This is a genomic window from Stenotrophomonas sp. 21LCFQ19, assembly GCF_056861425.1.
The window spans coordinates 258,242-279,152 of record NZ_JBSPUF010000003.1 but is presented as its reverse complement, the minus strand read 5'-3'; the positions used below and the strand labels follow the sequence as shown (position 1 = coordinate 279,152).

Annotated in this window: 19 protein-coding genes; 11 read left to right on the top strand and 8 right to left on the bottom strand. The window is 65.0% G+C overall.

Going from position 1 to position 20,911, the window contains the following annotated elements; translation table 11 throughout:
- Window positions 1-126: 126 nt before the first annotated feature.
- From AC13FW_RS05255 to AC13FW_RS05245, 3 genes are all read right to left on the bottom strand, one after another.
- Window positions 127-717 (bottom strand): cysteine dioxygenase family protein, encoded by a 591-nt coding sequence (locus tag AC13FW_RS05255; protein WP_482988425.1) that lies wholly within the window; start codon window positions 715-717, stop codon window positions 127-129.
- Window positions 718-773: 56 nt separating this feature from the next.
- The gene (locus tag AC13FW_RS05250) at window positions 774-2,378 is read right to left on the bottom strand and encodes a carboxylesterase/lipase family protein (protein WP_482988424.1); all 1,605 of its coding nucleotides are present in this window, start codon (window positions 2,376-2,378) and stop codon (window positions 774-776) included.
- Between the two features lie 80 nt (window positions 2,379-2,458).
- Window positions 2,459-3,445: an alpha/beta hydrolase gene (locus AC13FW_RS05245; RefSeq protein WP_482988423.1), complete on the bottom strand. Its 987-nt coding sequence runs from the start codon at window positions 3,443-3,445 to the stop codon at window positions 2,459-2,461.
- Window positions 3,446-3,585: 140 nt separating this feature from the next.
- On the opposite strand from AC13FW_RS05245, the gene AC13FW_RS05240 reads away from it, so the two are divergent.
- The 10 genes from AC13FW_RS05240 (at window position 3,586) to AC13FW_RS05195 (ending at window position 14,615) form a co-directional block, all read left to right on the top strand.
- Window positions 3,586-4,413 carry a 2-keto-4-pentenoate hydratase gene (locus tag AC13FW_RS05240; RefSeq protein ID WP_296247406.1) on the top strand — a complete coding sequence of 276 codons (828 nt, stop codon included), beginning with the start codon at window positions 3,586-3,588 and terminating at the stop codon, window positions 4,411-4,413.
- Window positions 4,414-4,450: 37 nt separating this feature from the next.
- Entirely contained in the window at window positions 4,451-5,455 is a 1,005-nt protein-coding gene (locus AC13FW_RS05235; RefSeq protein WP_482988422.1) for a TRAP transporter substrate-binding protein, read from the top strand.
- Between the two features lie 13 nt (window positions 5,456-5,468).
- Window positions 5,469-6,005 carry a TRAP transporter small permease gene (locus AC13FW_RS05230; protein WP_482987008.1) on the top strand — a complete coding sequence of 179 codons (537 nt, stop codon included), beginning with the start codon at window positions 5,469-5,471 and terminating at the stop codon, window positions 6,003-6,005.
- Between the two features lie 3 nt (window positions 6,006-6,008).
- Entirely contained in the window at window positions 6,009-7,292 is a 1,284-nt protein-coding gene (locus AC13FW_RS05225) for a TRAP transporter large permease (RefSeq protein WP_282271000.1), read from the top strand.
- Window positions 7,293-7,380: 88 nt separating this feature from the next.
- Window positions 7,381-8,958 (top strand): family 43 glycosylhydrolase, encoded by a 1,578-nt coding sequence (locus tag AC13FW_RS05220; protein ID WP_482988421.1) that lies wholly within the window; start codon window positions 7,381-7,383, stop codon window positions 8,956-8,958.
- Between the two features lie 15 nt (window positions 8,959-8,973).
- A complete protein-coding gene (locus AC13FW_RS05215) occupies window positions 8,974-10,059 on the top strand; it encodes a LacI family DNA-binding transcriptional regulator (RefSeq protein WP_282270996.1) in 1,086 nt (361 codons plus the stop codon).
- Window positions 10,060-10,277: 218 nt separating this feature from the next.
- Window positions 10,278-11,033: a 2-dehydro-3-deoxy-D-gluconate 5-dehydrogenase KduD gene (gene kduD / locus AC13FW_RS05210; protein ID WP_282270993.1), complete on the top strand. Its 756-nt coding sequence runs from the start codon at window positions 10,278-10,280 to the stop codon at window positions 11,031-11,033.
- 380 nt (window positions 11,034-11,413) lie between these two features.
- Entirely contained in the window at window positions 11,414-12,052 is a 639-nt protein-coding gene (locus tag AC13FW_RS05205) for an RpiB/LacA/LacB family sugar-phosphate isomerase (RefSeq protein WP_296250408.1), read from the top strand.
- A gap of 377 nt (window positions 12,053-12,429) precedes the next feature.
- Window positions 12,430-13,605 (top strand): GDSL-type esterase/lipase family protein, encoded by a 1,176-nt coding sequence (locus tag AC13FW_RS05200; RefSeq protein WP_482988420.1) that lies wholly within the window; start codon window positions 12,430-12,432, stop codon window positions 13,603-13,605.
- Window positions 13,606-13,883: 278 nt separating this feature from the next.
- Window positions 13,884-14,615: an outer membrane beta-barrel protein gene (locus AC13FW_RS05195; protein ID WP_482988419.1), complete on the top strand. Its 732-nt coding sequence runs from the start codon at window positions 13,884-13,886 to the stop codon at window positions 14,613-14,615.
- Between the two features lie 46 nt (window positions 14,616-14,661).
- Here AC13FW_RS05195 and AC13FW_RS05190 read toward each other — a convergent pair whose 3' ends face one another.
- Window positions 14,662-15,588: a LysR family transcriptional regulator gene (locus tag AC13FW_RS05190; RefSeq protein WP_482988418.1), complete on the bottom strand. Its 927-nt coding sequence runs from the start codon at window positions 15,586-15,588 to the stop codon at window positions 14,662-14,664.
- A gap of 137 nt (window positions 15,589-15,725) precedes the next feature.
- On the opposite strand from AC13FW_RS05190, the gene AC13FW_RS05185 reads away from it, so the two are divergent.
- Complete coding sequence (locus tag AC13FW_RS05185) at window positions 15,726-16,436, top strand: pirin family protein (RefSeq protein WP_296250398.1); 711 nt, start codon at window positions 15,726-15,728, stop codon at window positions 16,434-16,436.
- A gap of 349 nt (window positions 16,437-16,785) precedes the next feature.
- Here the strand turns inward: AC13FW_RS05185 and AC13FW_RS05180 are convergent, their stop codons facing one another.
- The 4 genes from AC13FW_RS05180 to AC13FW_RS05165 are packed head-to-tail and all read right to left on the bottom strand — an operon-like array spanning window position 16,786 to window position 20,900.
- Window positions 16,786-17,433, bottom strand: coding sequence for a DUF2894 domain-containing protein (locus AC13FW_RS05180; RefSeq protein WP_482988417.1), 648 nt, complete (start codon window positions 17,431-17,433; stop codon window positions 16,786-16,788).
- Window positions 17,430-18,080, bottom strand: a complete 651-nt coding sequence (locus tag AC13FW_RS05175) for an OmpA family protein (protein ID WP_296250394.1) — start codon at window positions 18,078-18,080, stop codon at window positions 17,430-17,432. Before AC13FW_RS05175 ends, AC13FW_RS05180 begins: the two co-directional genes overlap by 4 nt.
- A 5-nt stretch (window positions 18,081-18,085) precedes the next feature.
- Window positions 18,086-20,173, bottom strand: coding sequence for a DUF802 domain-containing protein (locus AC13FW_RS05170; protein WP_482988416.1), 2,088 nt, complete (start codon window positions 20,171-20,173; stop codon window positions 18,086-18,088).
- A 10-nt stretch (window positions 20,174-20,183) separates the two neighbouring features.
- Window positions 20,184-20,900 (bottom strand): DUF3348 domain-containing protein, encoded by a 717-nt coding sequence (locus AC13FW_RS05165; protein WP_482988415.1) that lies wholly within the window; start codon window positions 20,898-20,900, stop codon window positions 20,184-20,186.
- Between the last annotated feature and the right edge of the window lie 11 nt (window positions 20,901-20,911).

Below are 20,911 nucleotides of genomic sequence, written 5' to 3'. Positions count from 1 at the left end.
TAGTGCCGAGCCATGCTCGGCAGAGGCCTTACCGGTAATGCCCTATGCCGAGCATGGCTCGGCACTACAGGTGTTGCTTGCATTGCCGGCTTCGCGGCTTACGCCGCTCCTGCAAAAACGGCCAGCTCAGGCATCCAGGCCCAGTTCTCTGCACTCACGCGCATACCAGCGCGGTGCGTCGTCAATCGGCTGGAATACGTGGCTGCGCTCCATCACGCGCTGGTAGACGTGCACCGAGATCGCAATCCGTTCGGCGTCGCTGTTGCGCAGCGTATGGAATTCATCCGGCGGAATCAGGTTGCCGGCGCTGCCCTTGCAGCCGTGCAGGCACTCCCGTGGCGCGAACTGGTAGCGTTCACCATCGCGCTCCAGCATCCGGTACGGGGTGATCTCCAGCGTGCCCTGCCACACGCCCTCCACGCACCACAGGCCATCGTGGTCATGCAGCGGCGTGCCCTGCCCCGGCCCCCAGGTCATGGCGATGATGCTGTAGCCGTGGTCCGGGCTGCGGTAGATCTCGCGGCGCGCGTAGTGATCGTGCACCGGTGCGTGCACGCAGGCCGGCAGCACGATCTGCGGATCGCGGATGGCGCGTTCCAGCACAGCCTGCACCTGGGCGACCGTGCTGTGGGTATCGCTGGCCTGCAAGGCGGCGTCGATACCGTCCAGCAGGCGCTGGCGACCAGCGAATTCGAGATGCGGCGATTGCAATGTCATCACCGCAGTCTAGGCAAGGCAGGTAAAGATTCCGTTGAAACTATCTGCCAACCAGCTCAGAAGGTGCCGCGCTGGATGAAGGGCGCCTGCTGATAAAGCTGGCGTTCGCCGCCGCGCGGGTCGTCCATCTGCCGGCTTTGTGTGTCGAACAGCATGGTTTGTCGGCGTTCCAGCCCGTATTGCTGCCACTGCGGCAGGCCGGCGTGGTTGGGATCACCGCTTCGCGCGAAGGCCAGCAAGGCATCACTCATCGTGTCGGCAAGCTGCTGCATCGCGGCACCGTTGCCGGTGCGGGAGCCGGGCTGGGTGTTGTTGTGGAACACCAGCGGGATATCCAGGGTATGGAAGGCACGCAGCCTGGCGGCGTCGCCATCACGGTCATAACCGTCCAGCTGATACGCCCAGGTCGGTGCGCCCTGGCGCGCGCGCGCTTCCAGTTCTTCCACTGCACCGCGCCATGAGCGGCCGGCGGTGGTGGCGGCGAAGAACACCTCCGACGGCGTGTACTGCGGATACAGGCGGCGGTATTCGGCAATCACCACCGATGGCAGCAGGTCCACGTATTGCTGGGCTTCGAGCTTGGCTGGCAAATCCTCCCAGCTCAGTTCGAAATTCTTTGGATCGTTGCCGAGGAAGGCACGGGTTTCGTCGTGGGTGTTGCCGATCACCATCGGGATGGTCGCTGACTGCTGCGGTGCCTGCGGCCAGAACGGATGCACCGGCAGGTTGCGCGCATCCAGCACCGGGCCGACGTAGAGGCTGCTGTTCTCCACGCGCGAGGGATCGCGCACTCTCACCGCCTCCAGCAGCTGCTGCATTGGCATGCGCCGCAATGCCTCGGGATCGGCCTTGAGGTGATCGAGCACCAGCTGCGCGCGTTGCGTGGCCGCGCGCGGGCCGGCGGCGGTGGCCTGCTGGCCGCTCATCGTCCAGGCGCGGTGGAACAGGCCCTTGGCCGCCGGCATCGCCATCAGCGTGGCGATCTTGGCGCCGCCGCCGGACTGGCCGAACACGGTGACGTTGTCGGCATCGCCGCCAAATTCGGCGGCGTGCTGACGTACCCACTGCAGTGCCTGCACCAGATCAAGCTGGCCGACATTGCCGGAGTCGGCGAAGGTCTCATCGCCGAGCTGGGCCAGGTACAGATAGCCGAACAGATTGAGGCGGTGGTTGACTGTCACCACCACCACGTCACCGCGTCGGCTCAGGTTGCCGCCGTCATACAGCGGGTCGCTGCCGGAGCCGTTGTTGTAGGCGCCGCCATGGATGTAGAACAGGATCGGCCGCTTGCCGCCGTCGCGCAGTGCTGGCGTCCACACGTTGAGGTAGAGGCAGTCTTCGCTGCCCGGGCCTTCGCTGCCGGTTTGCGGGGCCGCGGCTGCGTAGTCGAGCGCATCGCGTATGCCGCGCCAGGGGTGTTCCTGCAGGGCGGATTGAAAGCGGCGAGGCGCGGTGTCGGCGCCGTAGGGGATGCCGCGGAATACGTGCGTGCCGTTCTCGGTCTGGCCGGCCAGGCGACCGCTGCGGATGCGGGCGATGGGGCTGGCTGGAGCGTTGGCCCAGCTGGTGTTGCTTAGGGCGCTCAGGCCGGTTGCTGCGGCCAGCAGGGTGGTTTGCTGGAGGAAGCTGCGGCGGGTGGGGTTGTTTGGGGTTTGCGGCATGGTGGTGTCCTGGGGTGTTGGGGATTGGGCGTGCTTCGCCCTCTCCCCAACCCCTCTCCCGGGGGAGAGGGGCTTGAGCGCTACTTCGGTTGAGTTGTCTGCGATGCCATCCAGCTCAGGGCCAGTTGTGGCCATGCAGCGGTTGTGAGACCAACGGTGCCACGTGTGCCGAAGCCGTGGCCGCCGTGGGGGAACAGGTGCATTTCGCTGCTGACGTTTGCACGGCGCAGGCTGTTGTAGAAAAGCAGGCTGTTGCCTACCGGCACCACGTCGTCATCGGCAGCATGCAGCAGGAAGGTGGCTGGTGTATCGGCACGGACCTGCAGCTGCATCGAGTAGTGCTGCAGCAGTTCGTCGCTGGGCGCGCTGCCGAGCAGGCGGTCGCGTGAACCTGCATGCACGTCGTCGCCGCGCATCGTGATGACCGGGTACACCAGCAGCTGGAAGTCGGGGCGTGCGCTTTCCGCGTCGATTGCGTCGTTGTGCGGATAGACGTTGCGGTCAAAGCCGTTGCCCAATCGCGCGGCCAGGTGGCCGCCGGCCGAGAAACCCATCGTGCCGATACGCTGCGGATCCAGGCCCCAGTTCTTGGCGTGGTGGCGGATCAGCCGCAGTGCACGCTGCGCATCGGCCAGCGCCGCTTCGCGGTCGGCACGACCTTCGCCCGGCAGCCGGTAGCGCAACACGAACAGGGTCACTCCGCCCTGCTCCACCAGGGCCGGCACCAGCGCGGTGCCCTCCTTGTCCAGCACAACGCGTTGGTAGCCGCCGCCGGGGATTACCAGCAAGCTGCTGCCATTGGGTTTGGCCGGGCGATAGGCCACCAGATACGGCGCGCTGACGTGGTCGATATAGCGGTCAGGCAAGGCGGGATCGCTGCTGCGTTCGACGATGCGCTGCGCTTGTGCCAGCGGCTTGTCCCCCGGTGCCATACCCTGCGGCCACAGCGCGATACGGTCGGCCGACCCCGCTGCGGGTTCACCATCGGTGGCGGCCAATACAATTGCCGGAAGCAGTCCGACAAAAGCGGCGAAAGCCAGCTGCAACAAGGGTTTCAGTCGAATCATGGGCGTGGCGGTCAGGTCTGGGCCGAGGGCGAGGTACAGCTTCTGGTGCAGTGCACATTGTCAGATGACACCGGTTTACCTTATACAGCCAGTCACAGCACTGTCGATGGGCAGTGCAGCAAAGTCACCAGGAGACGCACTTGAGCAACGACCAAGGCAGCCAGCCGCAGGCGCCAGCCGCGCTGGACGAGATTGCCCGCACCTTTGTGGAAGCACGCCGCGATGGCCGTTCGCTTCCGGATTTCCCCGGGACCATCCCGGACGATCTGGTCACCGCCTATCAGGTGCAGGATCTGGCGATCGGCCGCTGGGATGACAGCGTGGTTGGCTGGAAGGTCGGCTACATCGCCGCCGAGCGCCGCGACAGCTCCGGCGACGATCGCCTGCTCGGCCCGATTTTCAAACGTAATCTCTGGAATGCTACCGGTAGCATCGTGGAGATCCCCGTATTTGAAGCCGCAGGCGGCTTTGCCGCGGTGGAAGCCGAATACGTGCTGGAACTGCTCGCCGATGCCCCGGCCGACAAGCTCGACTGGACCCCGGAAGAGGCCGAAGCGCTGCCGGCCAAGCTCTACATCGGCGTGGAAGTGGCCAGCAGCCCGTTGAAGACCATCAACGTGCTCGGTCCGCGCGTGGTGGTGTCCGATTTCGGCAACAACAACGGCCTGGTGCTGGGCGGCGAGGTGCCGAACTGGATCCGCTGCGACGAGCCGGAGCTGCGTGCGCAGACCGAGATCGACGGCGTCGTGGTTGGCACCGGTGGCGCTACCACCCTGCCCGGTGGCCTGCGTGCGGCGTACGCGTTCGCACTGTCGCGTTCGGCCAAGCGTGGCCGGCCGCTGAAGAAGGGCGAACTGATCGCTACCGGCAATGCCACCGGCATCCACGACATCGCCGTGGGCCAACAGGCATTGATTCGCTTCGCCGGTTACGGCGACATTTCCTGCAAGGCCGTGCCAGCCGGGTAATCCCGGCCGCCACGGTAGCAACGCGTTGGAGGGCGCTATGGTTACTCGAAGAGGCTTTCTCAAAACCGGCATGGGGGCATTGGCCATGCCGGTACTCGCCGCCTGCTCTGGTGGCAGCAAGGGTGCGGCCGGTGGCAGTCAGCTGCTGACCGCCACCGATGTGCACGTGGCGGACTATCCGACCGTCACCGCGGTGAAGTGGATCGGCGAACAGCTGCTGCGCGAAACCGGCGGCCGCCTGGGCTTGAACCAGTTCCATTCCGGCCAGCTCGGCCGTGAGTCCGAGGCGATCGACATGGCGCGCTTCGGTGCCATCGACATCACCCGCGTCTATTCCGGCGCGCTCAACAATGCGTTCCCGCTGACCCGCGCGCTGTGCCTGCCGTATGTCTTCGACTCGGTCGAACATATGCGCCGCGCGCTCGATGGTGGCATCGCCGATGCGGTGCTGCAGGGCTTTGAAAGCCGCGAACTGGTCGGTCTGGCGGTCTACGACTCCGGTGCGCGCAGCTTCTACAACACCAAGCACCCGATCATCACCCCCAAGGACCTGCACGGCTTGAAGCTGCGCGTGGCCAGCTCGGACATCTTCCTGCAGCTGATGCGTCTGTTCGGTGCCAATCCCACGCCGATGTCGCTGGGCGACACGTTCTCCGGCATGGAGACGCACATGATCGACGGCGCCGAGAACAACATGCGCAGCTTCCATTCCAGCCGCCATTTCGAGGCCGCGCATTACTGGTCGGAAAGCCAACACTCGTACGCGCCGGACATCCTGCTGATGTCGCGTCGCAGCCTGGATGCATTGACGCCATCAGATCGCCGCCTGGTGATCGACCTGGCGCGGCAATCGGTGCAGGTGATGCGCACCGCTTGGGACGCATCCGAAGACAAGGCCCGCGAGGCGGTACTGGCTGCCGGTGTGAAGTCGAATGCGGTCGACATGCCGGCGTTCCGCGCCGCTGCCGAACCGCTGCTGCGTGACTACCTGCAGCAGGCCGATATCGCCGCGCTGCACCGTCGCATCCGCGACTTCGCCTGAGGGGGCCGTACCGATGTCTGATTCCAACGTACAAGCGGCCCCGGCAGGACTCCAGCGCGCGCTGGAGAAACTCGCCAACGTGGTCATCTACATCGCCGTCGCCGCCCTGCTCGGGCTGGTGGTGGTGCAGGGCTGGCAGGTCTTCGCCCGTTACGTCATCAATGATTCGCCGAGCTGGACCGAGCCGGTCACGCTGTTGCTGCTGAGCACCACGATGAGCATGGGCGCGGCGGCTGGCGTGTATACCAACCGCCATTTCGGCTTCTTCCTGCTGGCCGAGCACATGCACCCGCTGGTCAAGCGCCTGATCGATGCGCTGGTGCCACTGATCGTCGGCACCATCGGTGGTTTCCTGGCCTGGTGGGGCTGGGTGTTGTGGCTGGACGGCCTGCACATCAAGGCCGCCGGCGCCAACCTGCCGCAGAGCGTGAACTACCTGCCGCTGAGCATCGGTGGTGCGCTGATGGCGCTGTTCGCACTCAATCGCCTGCTGTTGTCGCTGCGCGTTGGCGCCGGCACCGCTGCCAACGCTGCCGAAGGGGACCGCTGAGTCATGGGTATCGCAATTCTTTTCGCCGTATTCGGCGTGCTGTTGTTGATCGGCGTACCGGTGGCCTATGCGCTTGCCGCTGCCGCGCTGGCGACCTTGTTGTACCTGGATATCCCCAGCATCGTGCTGGTGCAGCAGATCTCGGCCGGTACCGGCTCGGCGTCGCTGATCGCCATTCCGCTTTTCATCTTCGCCGGTGAAATCATGATGCGCGGTGGCATTTCCGAGCGTCTTATTTCCCTGGCCTCATCGCTGGTTGGGCGCATGCGTGGTGGCCTGGGCCAGGTCTCGATCCTGTCCTCGCTGTTCTTCGGCGGCGTATCCGGCTCGGCCATCGCCGACGTGTCGGCGGTCGGCGGCACGATGATTCCGCAGATGGTCAAGCGTGGTTATGACCGTGACTTCGCGGTCAACGTCAGCATCACCGCCGCACTGGTGGCGCTGCTGGTGCCGCCGTCGCATAACCTGATCCTGTTCTCGGCCGCGGCCGGTGGTGGCCTGTCCATCGCCGATCTGTTCGCCGCAGGCATCGTGCCGGCGCTGTTGATGACGGTGGTGCTGATGGTCACCGGCTACGTGGTTGCACGGCGCCGAGGCTATGGCGTGGAAGCGTTCCCGGGTTGGCGTGCGGTGCTGTTGCGACTGGTTGCCGCCCTGCCCGGCCTCGGCCTGGTCGGCCTGATCTTCTTCGGCATCCGCGCCGGTATCTTCACCGCGGTGGAATCGGCGGCAATCGCCGTGGTGTACGCCTTGCTGGTGACCACCGTGCTGTACCGCCAGCTGCGCATCAAGGAGTTCTTCGAGACCGTCATCCATGCGGCGCGCAGCACCGGCGTGATCCTGTTCGTGATCGCCACCGCTGCGGTGTTCGGTTGGCTGCTGGCCTACCTGCAGGTGCCTGCGGCGGCGGTGGAGTTCCTGCAGTCGTTCGCCCACAGCAAGTACATGGTGCTGTTGATGATCGTGGTGATGCTCCTGTTGCTGGGCACCTTCATGGACCTGGCGCCGATGATCCTGATCTGCACGCCGATCTTCCTGCCGGTGGCCAAGGCCTATGGCATCGATCCGATCCACTTCGGCCTGGTGCTGGTGCTGACCGGTGGCCTCGGCCTGGTCACACCGCCGGTGGGCTCGGTGCTGTTCATCGGCACCGCCATCGGCAAGATCAGCGTCGGCGAAAGCATGAAGACCATCTGGCCGTTCTGGATGGCCGGGTTGGTGGTGCTGTTGATTGTGACCTTCTTCCCCGAACTGTCGCTGTGGCTGCCGGCTTTGCTGCGTAGCTGATGCATGCACGCTGCGGACAGGTTCGTGCCTGTCCGCAGCCGTGATTTGTCGCTGGCGCGCTCGCCGCGCCAACAATCTGGAGATGACGATGAACGTGACCCGTACCCTGGCCGCGCTGGCCACCGCATGCCTGCTGGCCGCCGCACCGGCTTGGGCTGCCGATGCACCGGCCAGTCCCAAGCGTGGCATCGAACACCAGCGCATGGCCGATCTGGGCAATGGCAGCTTCCTCAACCCGGTGCTGGCCGGCGATCACCCGGATCCATCGGTGCTCAAGGACGGTGATGATTACTACCTCACCCTGTCCTCCTTCGACGCCTATCCCGGCCTGCCGATCTGGCATTCGCGCGACCTGGTCAACTGGCAGCCGCTGGGCCATGCCATCACCACCAACGTCGGCGCGATCTGGGCACCGGACATCATCAAGCACAAGGGCCGCTACTTCATCTACTTCCCGGCGCGCACCGGTGATTCGCGCAGCAACTTCGTGGTCTGGGCCGACGACATCAAGGGCCCGTGGAGCGAGCCGATCGACATCGGCCTGTCCGGCTATATCGATCCCGGCCACGCCGTGGGCGAGGACGGCAAGCGCTACCTGTTCCTGTCCGGTGGCGATTACGTGCAGATCAGCGATGACGGCCTGAGCGTGGTCGGCAAGCCCAAGCATGTCTATGATGGCTGGCGTTACCCGGAAAGCTGGGACGTGGAGTCCTATGCCCAGGAAGGCCCGAAGATCAGCCAGCGCAATGGCTGGTATTACATGACCACCGCGGTCGGCGGCACCGCCGGTCCACCGACCGGGCACATGGTCATCACCGCACGCTCGCGCTCGATCCACGGGCCGTGGGAAAACGCACCCAACAACCCCATCACCCGCACCGTCGATCGCGCCGAGCCGTGGTGGTCGCGTGGCCATGCCACCCTGATCGAAGGCACCGATGGCCGCGGCTGGATGATGTACCACGGCTACGAGAACGGTTACTGGACGCTGGGCCGGCAGATGCTGCTGGAACCAATCGAGTGGACCGACGATGGTTGGTTCGTGGCCAAGGGCGGCGATCTGGGCGCGCCGCTGGCCAAACCGTCCGGTGAAGCGGTACCGCATGGCATGGCGCTGTCCGATGACTTCAAGGGTGGCAAGCTCGGCCCGCAGTGGTCGTTCTTCAACCCGACCCGCGAGGAGTACCAGCGTCTGTCCTTCGACAAGGACGGCATGACCCTGCAAGGCAAGGGCAGCACCCCGCGTGACAGCTCACCGCTGACCGCCATTGCCGGCGACGTTGCCTATCAGTTTGAAGTGGAGATGGACATCGAGCCGGGTGCCTTTGGTGGCGCCCTGCTGTACTACAGCGACCGCCTGTACGCCGGCGTGGGCAGCAATGGCGAGCAGTTCATCCTGCACCGCTATGGCGAGGAGCGCCCCACCCGGCCCCAGCCCAGCGCCACCGGCGGCAAGCTGTGGCTGCGGGTCACCAACAACCGCCACATCCTTACGGTACATACCTCGAAGGACGGAACCTCGTGGCAGAAGTATCCTGTTCAGATGGAAGTCTCCGGCTACCATCACAATGTGGCGGGGAAATTCCTTGCACTGAAGCCGGCCATCTATGCCGCCGGCAACGGCAAGGTCCATTTCCGCCAGTTCCGCTACCGCGCACTGGATTGAGCGCGGCCCGATAGAATGAATGTATTGAACGGTTTCAAGGACATCGCCTTGCGCAAGAAAGCCGACGCCGCCGCCACGCCCCAGTCACTGGGGCGGCCCGCCACCATCAACGACATCGCGCGGCTGTCGGGTGTTTCCAAGAAGACGGTCTCGCGGATCATCAACAACTCGCCGCTGGTGCGTAAAGACACCCGCGACAAGGTGGAAGCATTGATGCGCGAGGTCGGCTACACGCCCGACCCGCTGGCCCGCGGGCTGGCGTTCCGGCGCTCGTTCCTGATCGGCATGGTCTACGACAACCCCACCGCGCAGTACGTGGTGGACATGCAGAACGGTGCATTGGATGCGCTGCGCGGCTCCAGTTTCGAGCTGGTGGTGCACCCCTGCGACACCCGCAGCCCCGGCTACATCGAGGGCGTGAAGCGCTTCGTGCAGCAGCAGAAGCTGCACGGCGTGATCCTGGTGCCGCGCGCGTCCGAAGACCAGGCGCTGGCCGACATGCTGGACGAGATCGGCTGCCGCTTCACCCGCATCGCCTCGCTGCCGCTGGATGAAACCTCGCAGATGGTGATCACCCACGACCGTGACGGCGCCGCCGAAGCGGCCGATTACCTGCTGTCGCTGGGCCACCGCGACATCGCCCTGATCACCGGCCCCACCGCCTACCGCTCGGCCCATGAGCGCACCGCGGGCTTCCTTGAAGCCCTGGAGCGGCGTGGCATCGAGCTGCCGCCGGCGCGCATCATCGAGGCCGGTTACACCTTCGAATCCGGTGTGGCCGCGGCCGAGAAGCTGCTGCTGGGCAAGCAACGGCCGACCGCCATCTTCACCGGTAACGATGAAATGGCCGCCGGCGTCTACAAGGTCGCCATGCGCGCCGGCATCAGCATTCCCCGCGAATTGTCGATCGTCGGTTACGACGACAGCCCGCTGGCCTCACGCCTGTGGCCATCGTTGACCTCGGTACGCCGCAACACCCGTGACACCGGGAGAACAGCAGCGGCCATGCTGATCCAGCCCGAGGGCAAGACCGCCATGCCCCTGGCTAGCGTTCGCCCACATCTGATCGTGCGCGATTCCTGCCAGCCGCCGCAGGACTGATTGAATCCAAGTTTTTGTTTTTCAAAGAAAACCGCTTATCTTGCAGTGCAAAATGACACCGGTTTCCATAATTGGCTAGAATCGCCCGGCAGGCCCGCGGATTGCAGTCGCGGGCCACTGGACAGATGCGCTGACCGGACCCGCTCCGGTGCCATCGCCCCGCTCCGGCACCCGCCGCCGGCAGCACCATCGAACTACCGCTCTGGGAGAGGAACAGCATGACGAATCCATTCAGTCTCGAAGGCAAGGTCGCCCTGGTAACCGGTGCCAATACCGGTCTGGGCCAGGGCATCGCGCTGGCGCTGGCCGCCGCCGGTGCCGACATTGCCGGCGCCGGCATCGTCCCGGCCGACGAGACCGCCGAGAAGGTGCGCGCGCTGGGCCGCCGCTTCCTCAACATCGAAGCCAACCTGATCAGCATCGAGCCGGTCGAGCGCGTGGTTGCCGAGACCGTTGCCGGCCTGGGCCGCCTGGATATCCTGGTCAACAACGCCGGCCTGATCCGTCGCGCCGATGCCGTGGATTTCAGCGAGAAGGATTGGGACGACGTGATGAACGTCAACATCAAGTCCGCGTTCTTCATGAGCCAGGCCGCCGGCAAGCATTTCATCGCCCAGGGCAGCGGCAAGATCATCAACATCGCCTCGATGCTGTCCTTCCAGGGCGGCGTGCGGGTGCCGTCGTATACCGCTTCCAAGAGCGGCATCGCCGGCATCACCCGCCTGCTGGCCAATGAGTGGGCAGGCAAGGGCGTGACCATCAACGCTATCGCCCCGGGCTATATGGCCACCGATAACACTGCGCAGCTGCGCGCTGATGAAGACCGCAACAAGGCGATCCTGGACCGCATCCCGGCCGGCCGCTGGGGCAAGCCGGAAGATCTGGGCGGCACCGCGGTGTTCCTGGCCTCGAGCGCGTCGGATTACGTCAACGGCGCGATCATTCCGGTGGATGGTGGTTGGTTGGCACGCTGAGGATTGAAGGTGGTGAGGCGCGGTTGAAAGGCTGGTAAGCAGCGTAAAGCTGAAGAGCCAGAAGCGCCCTCACCCCTACCCCTCTCCCGCAGGCGGGAGAGGGGAAAGCAAGAGCCAAGGCAGGAGCCGAAGCCGAAGCAACAGCCAAAGCCAAAGCCAAAGCAGAAGCTAAAGCAGAAGCTAAAGGCAACATTGGCTACAGCGATGGCAACGGCCATAGCAATAACGAGCGACGCCAGCCAAGCAGCAGACGCCAGCAGCACAGATTTCCCTTCTCCCGCATGCGGGAGAAGGTGCCCCGAAGGGGCGGATGAGGGGAGCTTTTGCTTTTGCTTCCACCTCATCAACAACAACGTTTCCCCCTAATCGAGAGTCACGCAATGAAAATCGCATTGATGCAGGAGTTCAGCCAGGCCGCCAAGAACCCGGTGGTGCTGGAGCAGCTCAACACCGTCGCCGCCGCACAGGGCCACGACGTGTTCAACGTTGGCATGGACGGTGACAACGATCACCGCCTGACCTACATCCACCTCGGCATCTGCGCCGCGCTGCTGCTCAACGCCAAGGCCGTGGATTTCGTGGTTGCCGGCTGCGGTACCGGGCAGGGCGCGATGATGTCGCTCAATGCATGGCCGGGCGTGTTCTGCGGCTACTGCATCGAACCGACCGATGCCTTCCTGTTCGCCCAGGTCAACAGCGGCAACGCGCTGGCACTGCCGTTCGCCAAGGGCTTCGGCTGGGGCGCGGAAATCAACATCCGCTACATCTTCGAGAAGGCATTTGCCGGTGAGCGTGGCCAGGGTTACCCGGCCGAGCGCAAGGAATCGCAGATGGCCAATGCCGGCATCCTGGCGCAGGTAAAGCAGGGCGCCTCCAAGGACTTCGTCGAGGGCCTGAAGTCCATCGACCAGGAACTGGTGAAGCAGGCCGTCGGCGGCGAGCGCTTCCAGAAGGCGTTCTTCGACAACGCGCAGGACGACAACATCGTCGCCTACGTGAAGAGCGTGCTGGGCAAGTAAGCCCACGCATGCAGTAGCGCCCTTGCGGGCAGACAAGGGCGCCTGCGGGCGCCTTTGTTGTTTGTGGAACCGGTGTTCTACAAGCGTTTCCTGTAAATGGTATCCAGCCCTTCTCCCCTCGTGGGAGAAGGTGCCCGAAGAGCCTGCCCCCGCGGAGGCGGGGGGCGGAAGAGGGGAGGCGTGCATCGCACGCATGCTTCTTGGTGCTGGAACTCATCAAGCCAGCGATCTTCGATCGCCCCCTCTCCCCAACCCCCGCTCCGCGCCCCAGCCCTTGCGCCGGCGCAAGGGCGTTCAAGGGTCCACGAACCTTCGGTTCGTCAACCGTCCCCTCTCACCCCGCAAGGGGAGAAGGACTTCAAGGCAAACAGCAAAGCATGAAGACCTCAGCATTTTTCCTCATCGCCCTTTGCGCTCTCTTTTCCAGCGCCCGCGCAAACGAATCCGCCCACCGCGTCTTCATAGCCGCAGACTCCACCGCCGCCAGCTATGGCCCCGAACGTGCACCGCTGACCGGTTGGGGCCAGGTGCTGCAGAGCTGGCTCGACGACAACCAATGGCAGGTGCGCAACCACGCCGTCGGCGGCCGCAGTACCCGCAGCTTCATAAACGAAGGGCGGCTGGATGCAATCGAGAAAGAGCTGCAACCCGGCGACGTATTGCTGATCCAGTTCGGCCACAACGATGCCAAGCTGGAAGACGCCACGCGCTACGCCGATCCCGACAGCGACTATCCACAATTCCTCTCACGCTACATCGCCGCCGCACGTGCAAAAGGCGCAACCCCGATCCTGATCACGCCGGTCGCACGCCTGCTCTACGACTTCGGTGCGTTGCTCGACACGCACGGTCGTTACACGCTGGCAATGAAGCAGGTCGCCAAGGAGCAGGACGTGCAGCTGATCGATCTCAACGCCAGTTCGATGGCGTGGATACGCGCGCTGGGCGAGCAGGGCGCAAAACCTTACTTCATGTTCGTGCCCGAGCAGAACAAGGCCGACGGTACCCACTTCAGCGCAGCCGGCGCGACCGCGGTGGCTTGCCTGGTAATGCGCGGCTGGGTGGATATCGCGCCGCAGCTGAAGCCCACGCTCAAGCGCGATATCGACTGTGGTGCGATCACTGCGGGGCAGGGCGTGGTGGCTTCCACGCCAAGCGCTGCCGCACCTGTTGTTGCCACGCCAAAACCGGAGGCAGGCAATACCCACGGCTCGCAGGTCATCCGCGAACAGGACATCGGTCGCCAGCAACCGGGCCCGCACGGTGGCGCGGGACCGACCACCGCCTACTCGTTCTTCGCCGATGTGAGTGATCTGCCGTTCGTGATGCGCAAGCGCGTGCTGCACAAAGGCGCGGGCATCGGCCTGCATCCGCAGCACAAGGACGAGATCTACTACATCGTCAGCGGGCGTGGCCTCTACGTGTTGGACGGCAAGCAATACGAAGTCGGCCCCGGCCACGCGCTGCTCACCCGCAGCGGCAGCAGCCATGCGCTGCAGCAGACTGGTGAAGAGGATCTGGTGGTGATGTTGGCGTATCCGGCGGCGCGTTGATTGCGCAGTTCGGGGGGAATGGCTGGCGCATCACAGCGGTGTTCTGCAGCGGCTTCGTTCCAATGCTGCTGTTTCATCGGCACCTTTGTGCAGGCCAACGCTGCCGTGGCCGGGCTGGCTTGACACGGCCCCGGGCCGCCCCCAATGTGCCGTCCCTAGGGGCTTCCGATCCAGACAAACGCCGGTTCTGCGCAAGCAGAACCGGGCGACCTGCGTCCTGCGGGCGCGGCGGTTCGGCTCAGGAAGAATGGAATACGCATCATCCAGGATGGAAACCGATGAAGAAGAACAGCCTTGCCGCACTCGTTCCGTTGTTGCTGCTGACTGCCGGCGCCGCCGATGCGCAGTCCATTTCCGAGGGTTGGACTGCCTACCGCGCCCAGCAGACCGCACCCGCCGCTGCAAGGCCAGCCCAGCCCCCGGTGGCCGGGGAGACTACACCGCAAGTGACTTCCGCTTCGCCCGTCGCCCCGACACCTGCAGCGGCGCCCGCACCGCAATGGGGCGGCCCATCGTCCAAGCGCGAGCAGCCGCAGTCGGGCTTCTTCGTCGGCGTGCAGGGTGGTGCTGGCTGGGTCTATGAGGATGCTGACCAGCGTGCGGTCTCCGCCAGCGCGGGCTATCGCTGGCAGATCGAAGATTTCGCCCAGGTGGGCATCGAGCTCGGCGCAGGCAAGCTGCGGGAAACGCACGATAAGGACTTCCTGGTACCGGAGGTCAGGTTCACCAATATCGGCGCGAATGCGCGTTTCAGCTTCGGCAGGAACAGCGCCTGGTTCGGCACCGTGCGTGCTGGCTACTGGCGCGCCAAGTCGGATGATTACTGGGGCAAGGTCAGCACCGATGGTCTTTACGGAGGCGTGGGCGTTGGTGTGGACGTCAGCCGCCACTTCAACCTGCAGCTGATGTACACCGGCTACCTGTACTCGGCGGACTACAACTACAACGATGAAGAGTACGAAGTGAATGGCGCCGACACCCTCACCCTGGGTGCGGAAGTCCGCTTCTGATTGCCTGCAAGCCGGTCGATGGAGACCGGCTTGACCTCTGGCTTCATCAGCTGGCCTGGCCAGGCGTCGCCCACGGTTCGCGTTCCAGGCGTTGTGCCAGGTAATCGATCAGCGCCTGCACCCGTGCCGGCCGGTGCAGGCCGGGCGGGGTGATGATGCTCAGCGCCAGTGGTTCGATTTTCCAGTCGTCCATGGCGGTCTGCAGGCGGCCATCACGCAGTTGCTCCCAGACCAGGAACTCCGGCTGCAAGGCCAAGCCCAGTCCAGCCTGCAGGGCGGCATCGAATATCTCGGCATTGTTGGCCTGCAGCTGGCGCGGCACGGTCTGCGCGAACTCGCCATGGCGCGGGTGGCGGAAGCGCCAGGTGTTGCCGCTGCGCGTATAGCTGTACTGGAAACCGCGGTGCTGGACCAGGTCGCGCGGATGGCTGGGACGCCCGTGTGCCTCGAAGTAGGCCGGCGACCCGACCAGCAGGATGCGGACCTGGCATAGCTGGCGCGCGCGCAGGCTGGAGTCGGCCAAGGTCGAGATGCGCAGCGCCATGTCGAAGCGCTCCGCCACCAGGTCCACCATCTGGTCGCTGAGCTGGATATCCAGTTCCACGTCCGGATGCGCCTGCATGAACGCTGGCAGCAACGGTGCCAGCCGCGACACACCGAACGACATCGGTGCGGCCAGCCGGATCAGGCCACGCAGCGCCGCCGAACGGTCGGCTACTTCGGCTTCCACTGCCTCGCCTTCGTCGAGGATGCGCGCCGCACGCTGCAGCGCCGCTTCACCGGCAGCGGTCAATGACATGCGCCGTGAGGTGCGATGGAACAGACTGGTGCCGATGCGCGTCTCCAGCCGGGTGATGGCCTTGGAAACGGTGGCCTGCGACAGCTGCAGTTCCTCGGCAGCGCGGGCGAAGGAGCCGGCTTCGGCAACCTTGGCGAAGATGGCCCAGGCTTCCAGGTCAGGCAGGCGGTTCATGGCGGCGGCTCGCAGGGCGGGGTAGGGAGATCATGTCATAAATGGAAAGAATGCTTTTCCATACTTTCTATTCTCGGCATCGAGGTGCAGGCCTAGACTTTCCCACATCGAAACCCCACCGCCTTCAGGAGAACGCCATGATTGAACGTCGCCCATTTGCCAGCCTTGGTGGAGCCAATCACGGCTGGCTCGATGCCAAGCACCACTTTTCCTTCGCCGAGTACCAGGACAGCAAGCGCATGAACTGGGGCACGATGCGGGTCTGGAATGACGACACCATCCAGCCCGGCACCGGCTTCCCGCCGCACCCGCATGCCGAGATGGAAATCATCACCTACGTCCGCGAAGGTGCCATCAGCCACAAGGACGACCAGGGTAACCAGGGCCGTACCGAAGCCGGCGACGTGCAGGTGATGAGTGCCGGCACCGGCATCCGCCACGCCGAATACAACCTGGAAGCAGGCGTCACCAGGATCTTCCAGATCTGGATCTTCCCGGACCAGCGCGGTGGCAAGCCGTCCTGGGGCAGCAAGCCCTTCCCCAAGGGCGAGCGCTCGGGCCGCTTCATCACCCTGGCCAGCGGCATGGAAGGTGACGACGATGCACTGCCGATCCGCGCCAACGCCCGCGTGCTGGGCGCCACGCTGAAGGCCGGCGAGAGCACCGAGTACCACTTCACCGACGCCAACCGTTACGGCTACCTGGTGCCGAACACCGGCAAGGTTGAGGTCAGCGGCGTGCTGCTGGAAGCCCGCGATGGTGCTGCCATCACCGGCGAGACCAGCATCCGCATCACCGCTTTGGAAGACTCCGAGCTGGTGTTGGTGGATACCCCAGCACTGCAGTAAGCAAAACCGGGGTCAGAGTCAGGTTTCCGTTTACCCAAGCGGAGTTGCGTTGCAAGGGTTGCGAAGCTGGTGGTGTACCAGCTTCGCGATTCGCTCAGGGCGGCCAGTTGTTTGTGGGAGCGGCGTAAGCCGCGAAGCTGACATTGTTGAAGTCGTGAGCGGCAGTGCCATCTGTTGATGTATCAGCTTCGCGGCTTACGCCGCTCCTACAACAGCAAGCGAGAAACCGGGGTCAGAGTCAGGTTTTCCGCTCACACTTTTGCAAACAACAAAGGCGCGGATATCCGCGCCTTTGTTGCTTTGTTCGCACTCGATCACTTGTACCGATCGCCTGCTGCAGGTTGTTCGCTTACGCCTTCTTGCGGCTGGCCTTGCGCTTGCTGGCGGCGCGGGTCGGTTCCACCACGGTGTTGGTGCCGCTTACCGGCTCCATCCACGTCAGCACATCCACGTAGGCGATGAAGTGCTGCAGGTACTCCGGTGACAACTCCTGCATCAGCGCCATCGCGCGATAGGTGAGCACGCTGGAATGCAGCGGGCCGGCGTCTTCGGGCAGTGAATCCAGGCACTGGCGGAGCAGGCTGTCGATGCGGATGCGGCTCCACAACTGCTGGAACTCATCCAGCGCGGGCATCAACGCTGTGTCGTTGCCATCACCGCTGTCGCTGTCGCTGTCGATGACGACTGCGTTGGCGGTACTCAGCGGCAACTGGTATTGCAGCGGATCTGCCTCCAGCTGCTGCAGCAGTGATTGCAACGGTCTTTCCACGCTGGTTGTCGCCGCAGGCTTGGCAACTTCAACAGCAACAAGCTGTGCATACGCATCGGTCAGCTGTGACAGGCGCGCATCCAGCTGCGCGCGCGCGCTGCCCGCATAGCGCTGTGCACGCTGCGCCAGCGCCGCGATCAGTTCGAAACGTGGCGGATCGCAGCGATCAGCGCCGCTGTCGCGCCAGGCCTGCAGCTGTGCCAGTGCTGTCGAATCAGCGTGCATCATTGCGCGGCATCGGCCTTGCCGTCCTGCTTGGGGCGCGGGATCGGTGCGATCTCGACGCGGCGGTTTTTCGCGCGGCCAGCTTCATCATCGTTGCTGCTGACCGGCTGCTCCGCGCCGAAGGCGGCGGCGAACACCGATTGCGAGGGCACGCCATCGGCGATCAGGGTGCGGGTGACGGTGAGCGCGCGCGCGGCGGACAGCTCCAGGTTGTCGGCAAAGCGGCCGTTGGCCACGCGCACGGGCTGGTTGTCGGTAAAGCCGCTGACCATCAGGATTTCCTCGCGTGCGCCCAGATAGTCGCGCAACGGCGCGGCGATGCTCTGCAGCAGTTCACGGCCTTCCGGCTGCAGCTGGTCGGAGTTGAGCGCGAACAACACGCTGCCGCTGATGCCGATGCGGCCATTGATGACGGTGACGCGCCCAGCCGCCAATGGCGCGGCCAGAGCCTGCTCCAGCGTCTTGAGCTTGGCGGTCTGTTCCTGGCGCTGCTTGACCTCTTCATCCAGGCGGTTGTGCAACAGCAGCTGGATGCCGATCACGCTGGCCAGGATAAGCACGAACGCGCCGAGCAGCACCGACATCAGGTCGCCGAACGCGGCCCAGGTGGTGGCGCTGGATTCGGCGTCGAACTCGATTTCGTCGCTCATCGCGCTCAGGCTCCGGCGTTGTCGCGGGCTTCGGCCAGCTGCTGCAGCTCACCGATGATCTGTTTCTGCGAGAGCATGCTCAGGTCCACCACTTCACGTGCCTGCGCGACGTAGTAGGCCAGCTGCTCGTCGCTGCGGGCCAATGACTTGTCCAGCGCGCTTTCGATCAGTTGCAGGCGCTCGTTCAAGGCCGCGGTGGACTGGCCGAACAGCTGCACGGCGCTGCCGAAGGCATCGCCCAGGCTGGCCATCTCCACCGCGCTGGCGGTGACGTTGGCGGCGGCGTGGTCGAGCTTGCTGGCCTCGCTTTCAAGCTGGGTGCTGAAGCGGCTGCCGACGCGTTCAAGCAGCTCGGCCGAGGTGCTGACCAAGGCGTCGACCGCGCTGCGCTGTTCCGTCGATGCGTGGGTGACTGCGCCGAGCAGGGTTTCCAGGGTCGACAACAGGTGGCCGCGTTCTTCCAGCATGGCGGTGTCGCGGACCATGCTGTCGGACAGCTTCTGGCGCAGCTCGGCCACCACTTCGGCGGCGGCGCGCGGTGCCTCGGAGGCGGTCTGCACCAGGCGCGAGATCTCGGCGATGGTGTCGCGGGCCTGCGCCTGCTGCTGTTCGCTCATGGCCTGCGTGGTCTGCGCCAGGCTGTCGCAGATCTGCTGTTGGCGCTGTGCGACGGCTTGGCCGTTGCGCTGCCAGCTGCTGTCCAACGTGCCGACCATTGCCGATAGCGACTGCGACCATTGGCCCAGCCGCTGTTCGTCGCGCTCGGCGAATGCACTCTGCAGTTGTTCGTGCGATTGCTGCAGCGAAGACAGCAGCGACTGCGCGTGCTGTTCAAACGACGACGAAGCCGCGAGCAAGGCCTGCTCATTGCGCTGCGCCAGTTCGTCATGCGCGCTGTGCTGCTGTGCCAGTGCATCACGCCAGGCATCGGCAGTGCGGCTAGCATTGTCTTCCATGCGCGTGGCAACGCCCTCGATCAAGCTGTTGGAACGCTGCTCGAAGTTGCTGCTGAACTGTGCCAACGCTTGCTGCAACTGTTCGTTGAGCGCGCTGTTGCTGCGTTGCTGTTGCTCAAGTGCTGTGTTCCAGCTGCTGCCAGCGGTTGCGGCCGCACTCTGCACGGCGGCATTGATGCCTTCGAGCTGTTTGTGCACGGCGCTGTCGATGCTGGCGTGCAGGGCATTGGACTTGTCAGCCAGGCCGGCCATGGTTGCATCAACGACGGGCTGCAGTGCGGCGCCCACCGCATTGGCCTGCTGGCTGATACCGGCCTGCATCGATTGCTGCAGCGATGCCGCCAGCTGCGTATAGGCCGCTTCGGTGCGCTGGTGGAACTCCTGCTGGCTGGCCTGCAGGCGTTCGTTGTTGGCCTGGTGCTGCTGCTCCAGGCTGCCCATCATGGCCTGCAGGCGCTCGACCAGGGTCGGCATCAGCGCGTTCTGTTCCTGCAGCAGGCGGAAGGTCTCGCCGCGCTGGAAGCTCTGCGAATGCATGCGCAACTGGCTGGCGATGCCGGTATCCAGTTCCTGCACGGCCTGCGCGCGTTCGCGGCGCAGCAGGGCTGACAGCAGGCCGAGTGCGGCCGAACTGGCAACACCTGCGATCGAGGTGCCGAAGGCAAAACCCAGACCCTTGACCGGTGCGGCCAGCGAGCTGCGGATCGCGTCCAGGTCGGTGGCGCTTTCCAGTGCCAGGCCGGTGCCACGCAGGGTGGCCATCATGCCGAGCAGGGTGCCGAGCATGCCCAGCAGCACCAGCAGGCCGACCAGATACGGGGTCAGCGCAGGTGCGGGCAGGCCGACGCGTTCGCCCTGTACGCGCAGGCGCACCGGACCACGCAGGCCCGGCTGCAGGCGGCTGAGCCAACCGTCGAGGTTGTCTGCCGCTTCACCGATGGATGGCAAGGCCTGTTGCAAGGTGCTGGTGGCCTGGCGGTAACGGAACAATTCAAGCGCGCCGGCCAGGTAGCAGGCAGCGATGATCGCGGCGACCACCGCGGCCAGCGGATGGGTGCCGGCATAGCCGACGCCGATCCAGCACACGGCCAACAGGCCAACAAGGAAGACAACGACTGCGACGAGGTTTCTGGACATGAGGTACGGATTACCGGGTGCGTAGCGCTGCGAGCAGGCCATCGATGGGGTGGAAACGGACATCCAGTTCGGCCAGCAGCGCGATGCGCAGGTCTTGCCGGAACGTGACCAGCCAGGGGCCGGTGGGTGCCGCGGTGGAATCCGATGCGGCGGCATCGGCGGGGTCGTGCGCGGCTGCAGCGAGCAGCCGTTGGTAGTGCAGGCCGAGCAGCACCGGCACATGGGAGAGCAGGCTGTGTTCGCGCGGGCTGAGGGTGGCTTCCATCACCGCGTCGACTTCGGCCAGGCGCGCCTTTGCCGGGGATTGCCGCGCCAGCATGTCACGCAGGCGACCGCGCAGGCGGCCGGTGACGGTCTGCATGGCGCGTTGTTGGTTCAGATAGTGCTGGCGGTAGGGGGCGAAGCCCGGCGGCAGCTCGGCGTCGGCAGGCGCCGGGTTGCGTGGCGGGCTCAGGTCGATCTCGGCCTGGATGGCGTCCACCAGCTTGGTTCGCGCAGCGGCGTATTCGGCATCCTGAGCCGGATCGTAGGCGGCACCGGGTTCGGGCTCCGGCGGTGGGTTGTCCAGCGCCTTGGACAGGGTGATGGCACGGTTCCAGTCGAACCACTGCGCCAGCCGCTCCGGCACCGCAGGTGCCGCAGGGGATGCACCCTCGTCATTGAAGCGGGCCAGCAGGCGAATGAACGCCGGGCCCAGAACGGGCGCCCGTTCGGATGCTTTCGCCATGGTCCTGACTA

Excerpts from the sequence above, each read along its gene's own strand:
- AC13FW_RS05195 (WP_482988419.1), top strand. The coding sequence starts at position 13,884 with ATGAAGAAGAACAGCCTTGCCGCACTCGTTCCGTTGTTGCTGCTGACT.
- AC13FW_RS05175 (WP_296250394.1), bottom strand. The coding sequence starts at position 18,080 with ATGAGCGACGAAATCGAGTTCGACGCCGAATCCAGCGCCACCACCTGG.
- AC13FW_RS05225 (WP_282271000.1), top strand. The coding sequence starts at position 6,009 with ATGGGTATCGCAATTCTTTTCGCCGTATTCGGCGTGCTGTTGTTGATC.
- AC13FW_RS05220 (WP_482988421.1), top strand. The coding sequence starts at position 7,381 with ATGAACGTGACCCGTACCCTGGCCGCGCTGGCCACCGCATGCCTGCTG.
- AC13FW_RS05165 (WP_482988415.1), bottom strand. The coding sequence starts at position 20,900 with ATGGCGAAAGCATCCGAACGGGCGCCCGTTCTGGGCCCGGCGTTCATT.
- AC13FW_RS05245 (WP_482988423.1), bottom strand. The coding sequence starts at position 3,445 with ATGATTCGACTGAAACCCTTGTTGCAGCTGGCTTTCGCCGCTTTTGTC.
- AC13FW_RS05215 (WP_282270996.1), top strand. The coding sequence starts at position 8,974 with ATGAATGTATTGAACGGTTTCAAGGACATCGCCTTGCGCAAGAAAGCC.
- AC13FW_RS05250 (WP_482988424.1), bottom strand. The coding sequence starts at position 2,378 with ATGCCGCAAACCCCAAACAACCCCACCCGCCGCAGCTTCCTCCAGCAA.
- kduD (WP_282270993.1), top strand. The coding sequence starts at position 10,278 with ATGACGAATCCATTCAGTCTCGAAGGCAAGGTCGCCCTGGTAACCGGT.
- AC13FW_RS05205 (WP_296250408.1), top strand. The coding sequence starts at position 11,414 with ATGAAAATCGCATTGATGCAGGAGTTCAGCCAGGCCGCCAAGAACCCG.
- AC13FW_RS05185 (WP_296250398.1), top strand. The coding sequence starts at position 15,726 with ATGATTGAACGTCGCCCATTTGCCAGCCTTGGTGGAGCCAATCACGGC.
- AC13FW_RS05255 (WP_482988425.1), bottom strand. The coding sequence starts at position 717 with ATGACATTGCAATCGCCGCATCTCGAATTCGCTGGTCGCCAGCGCCTG.
- AC13FW_RS05180 (WP_482988417.1), bottom strand. The coding sequence starts at position 17,433 with ATGATGCACGCTGATTCGACAGCACTGGCACAGCTGCAGGCCTGGCGC.
- AC13FW_RS05230 (WP_482987008.1), top strand. The coding sequence starts at position 5,469 with ATGTCTGATTCCAACGTACAAGCGGCCCCGGCAGGACTCCAGCGCGCG.
- AC13FW_RS05200 (WP_482988420.1), top strand. The coding sequence starts at position 12,430 with ATGAAGACCTCAGCATTTTTCCTCATCGCCCTTTGCGCTCTCTTTTCC.
- AC13FW_RS05190 (WP_482988418.1), bottom strand. The coding sequence starts at position 15,588 with ATGAACCGCCTGCCTGACCTGGAAGCCTGGGCCATCTTCGCCAAGGTT.
- AC13FW_RS05235 (WP_482988422.1), top strand. The coding sequence starts at position 4,451 with ATGGTTACTCGAAGAGGCTTTCTCAAAACCGGCATGGGGGCATTGGCC.
- AC13FW_RS05170 (WP_482988416.1), bottom strand. The coding sequence starts at position 20,173 with ATGTCCAGAAACCTCGTCGCAGTCGTTGTCTTCCTTGTTGGCCTGTTG.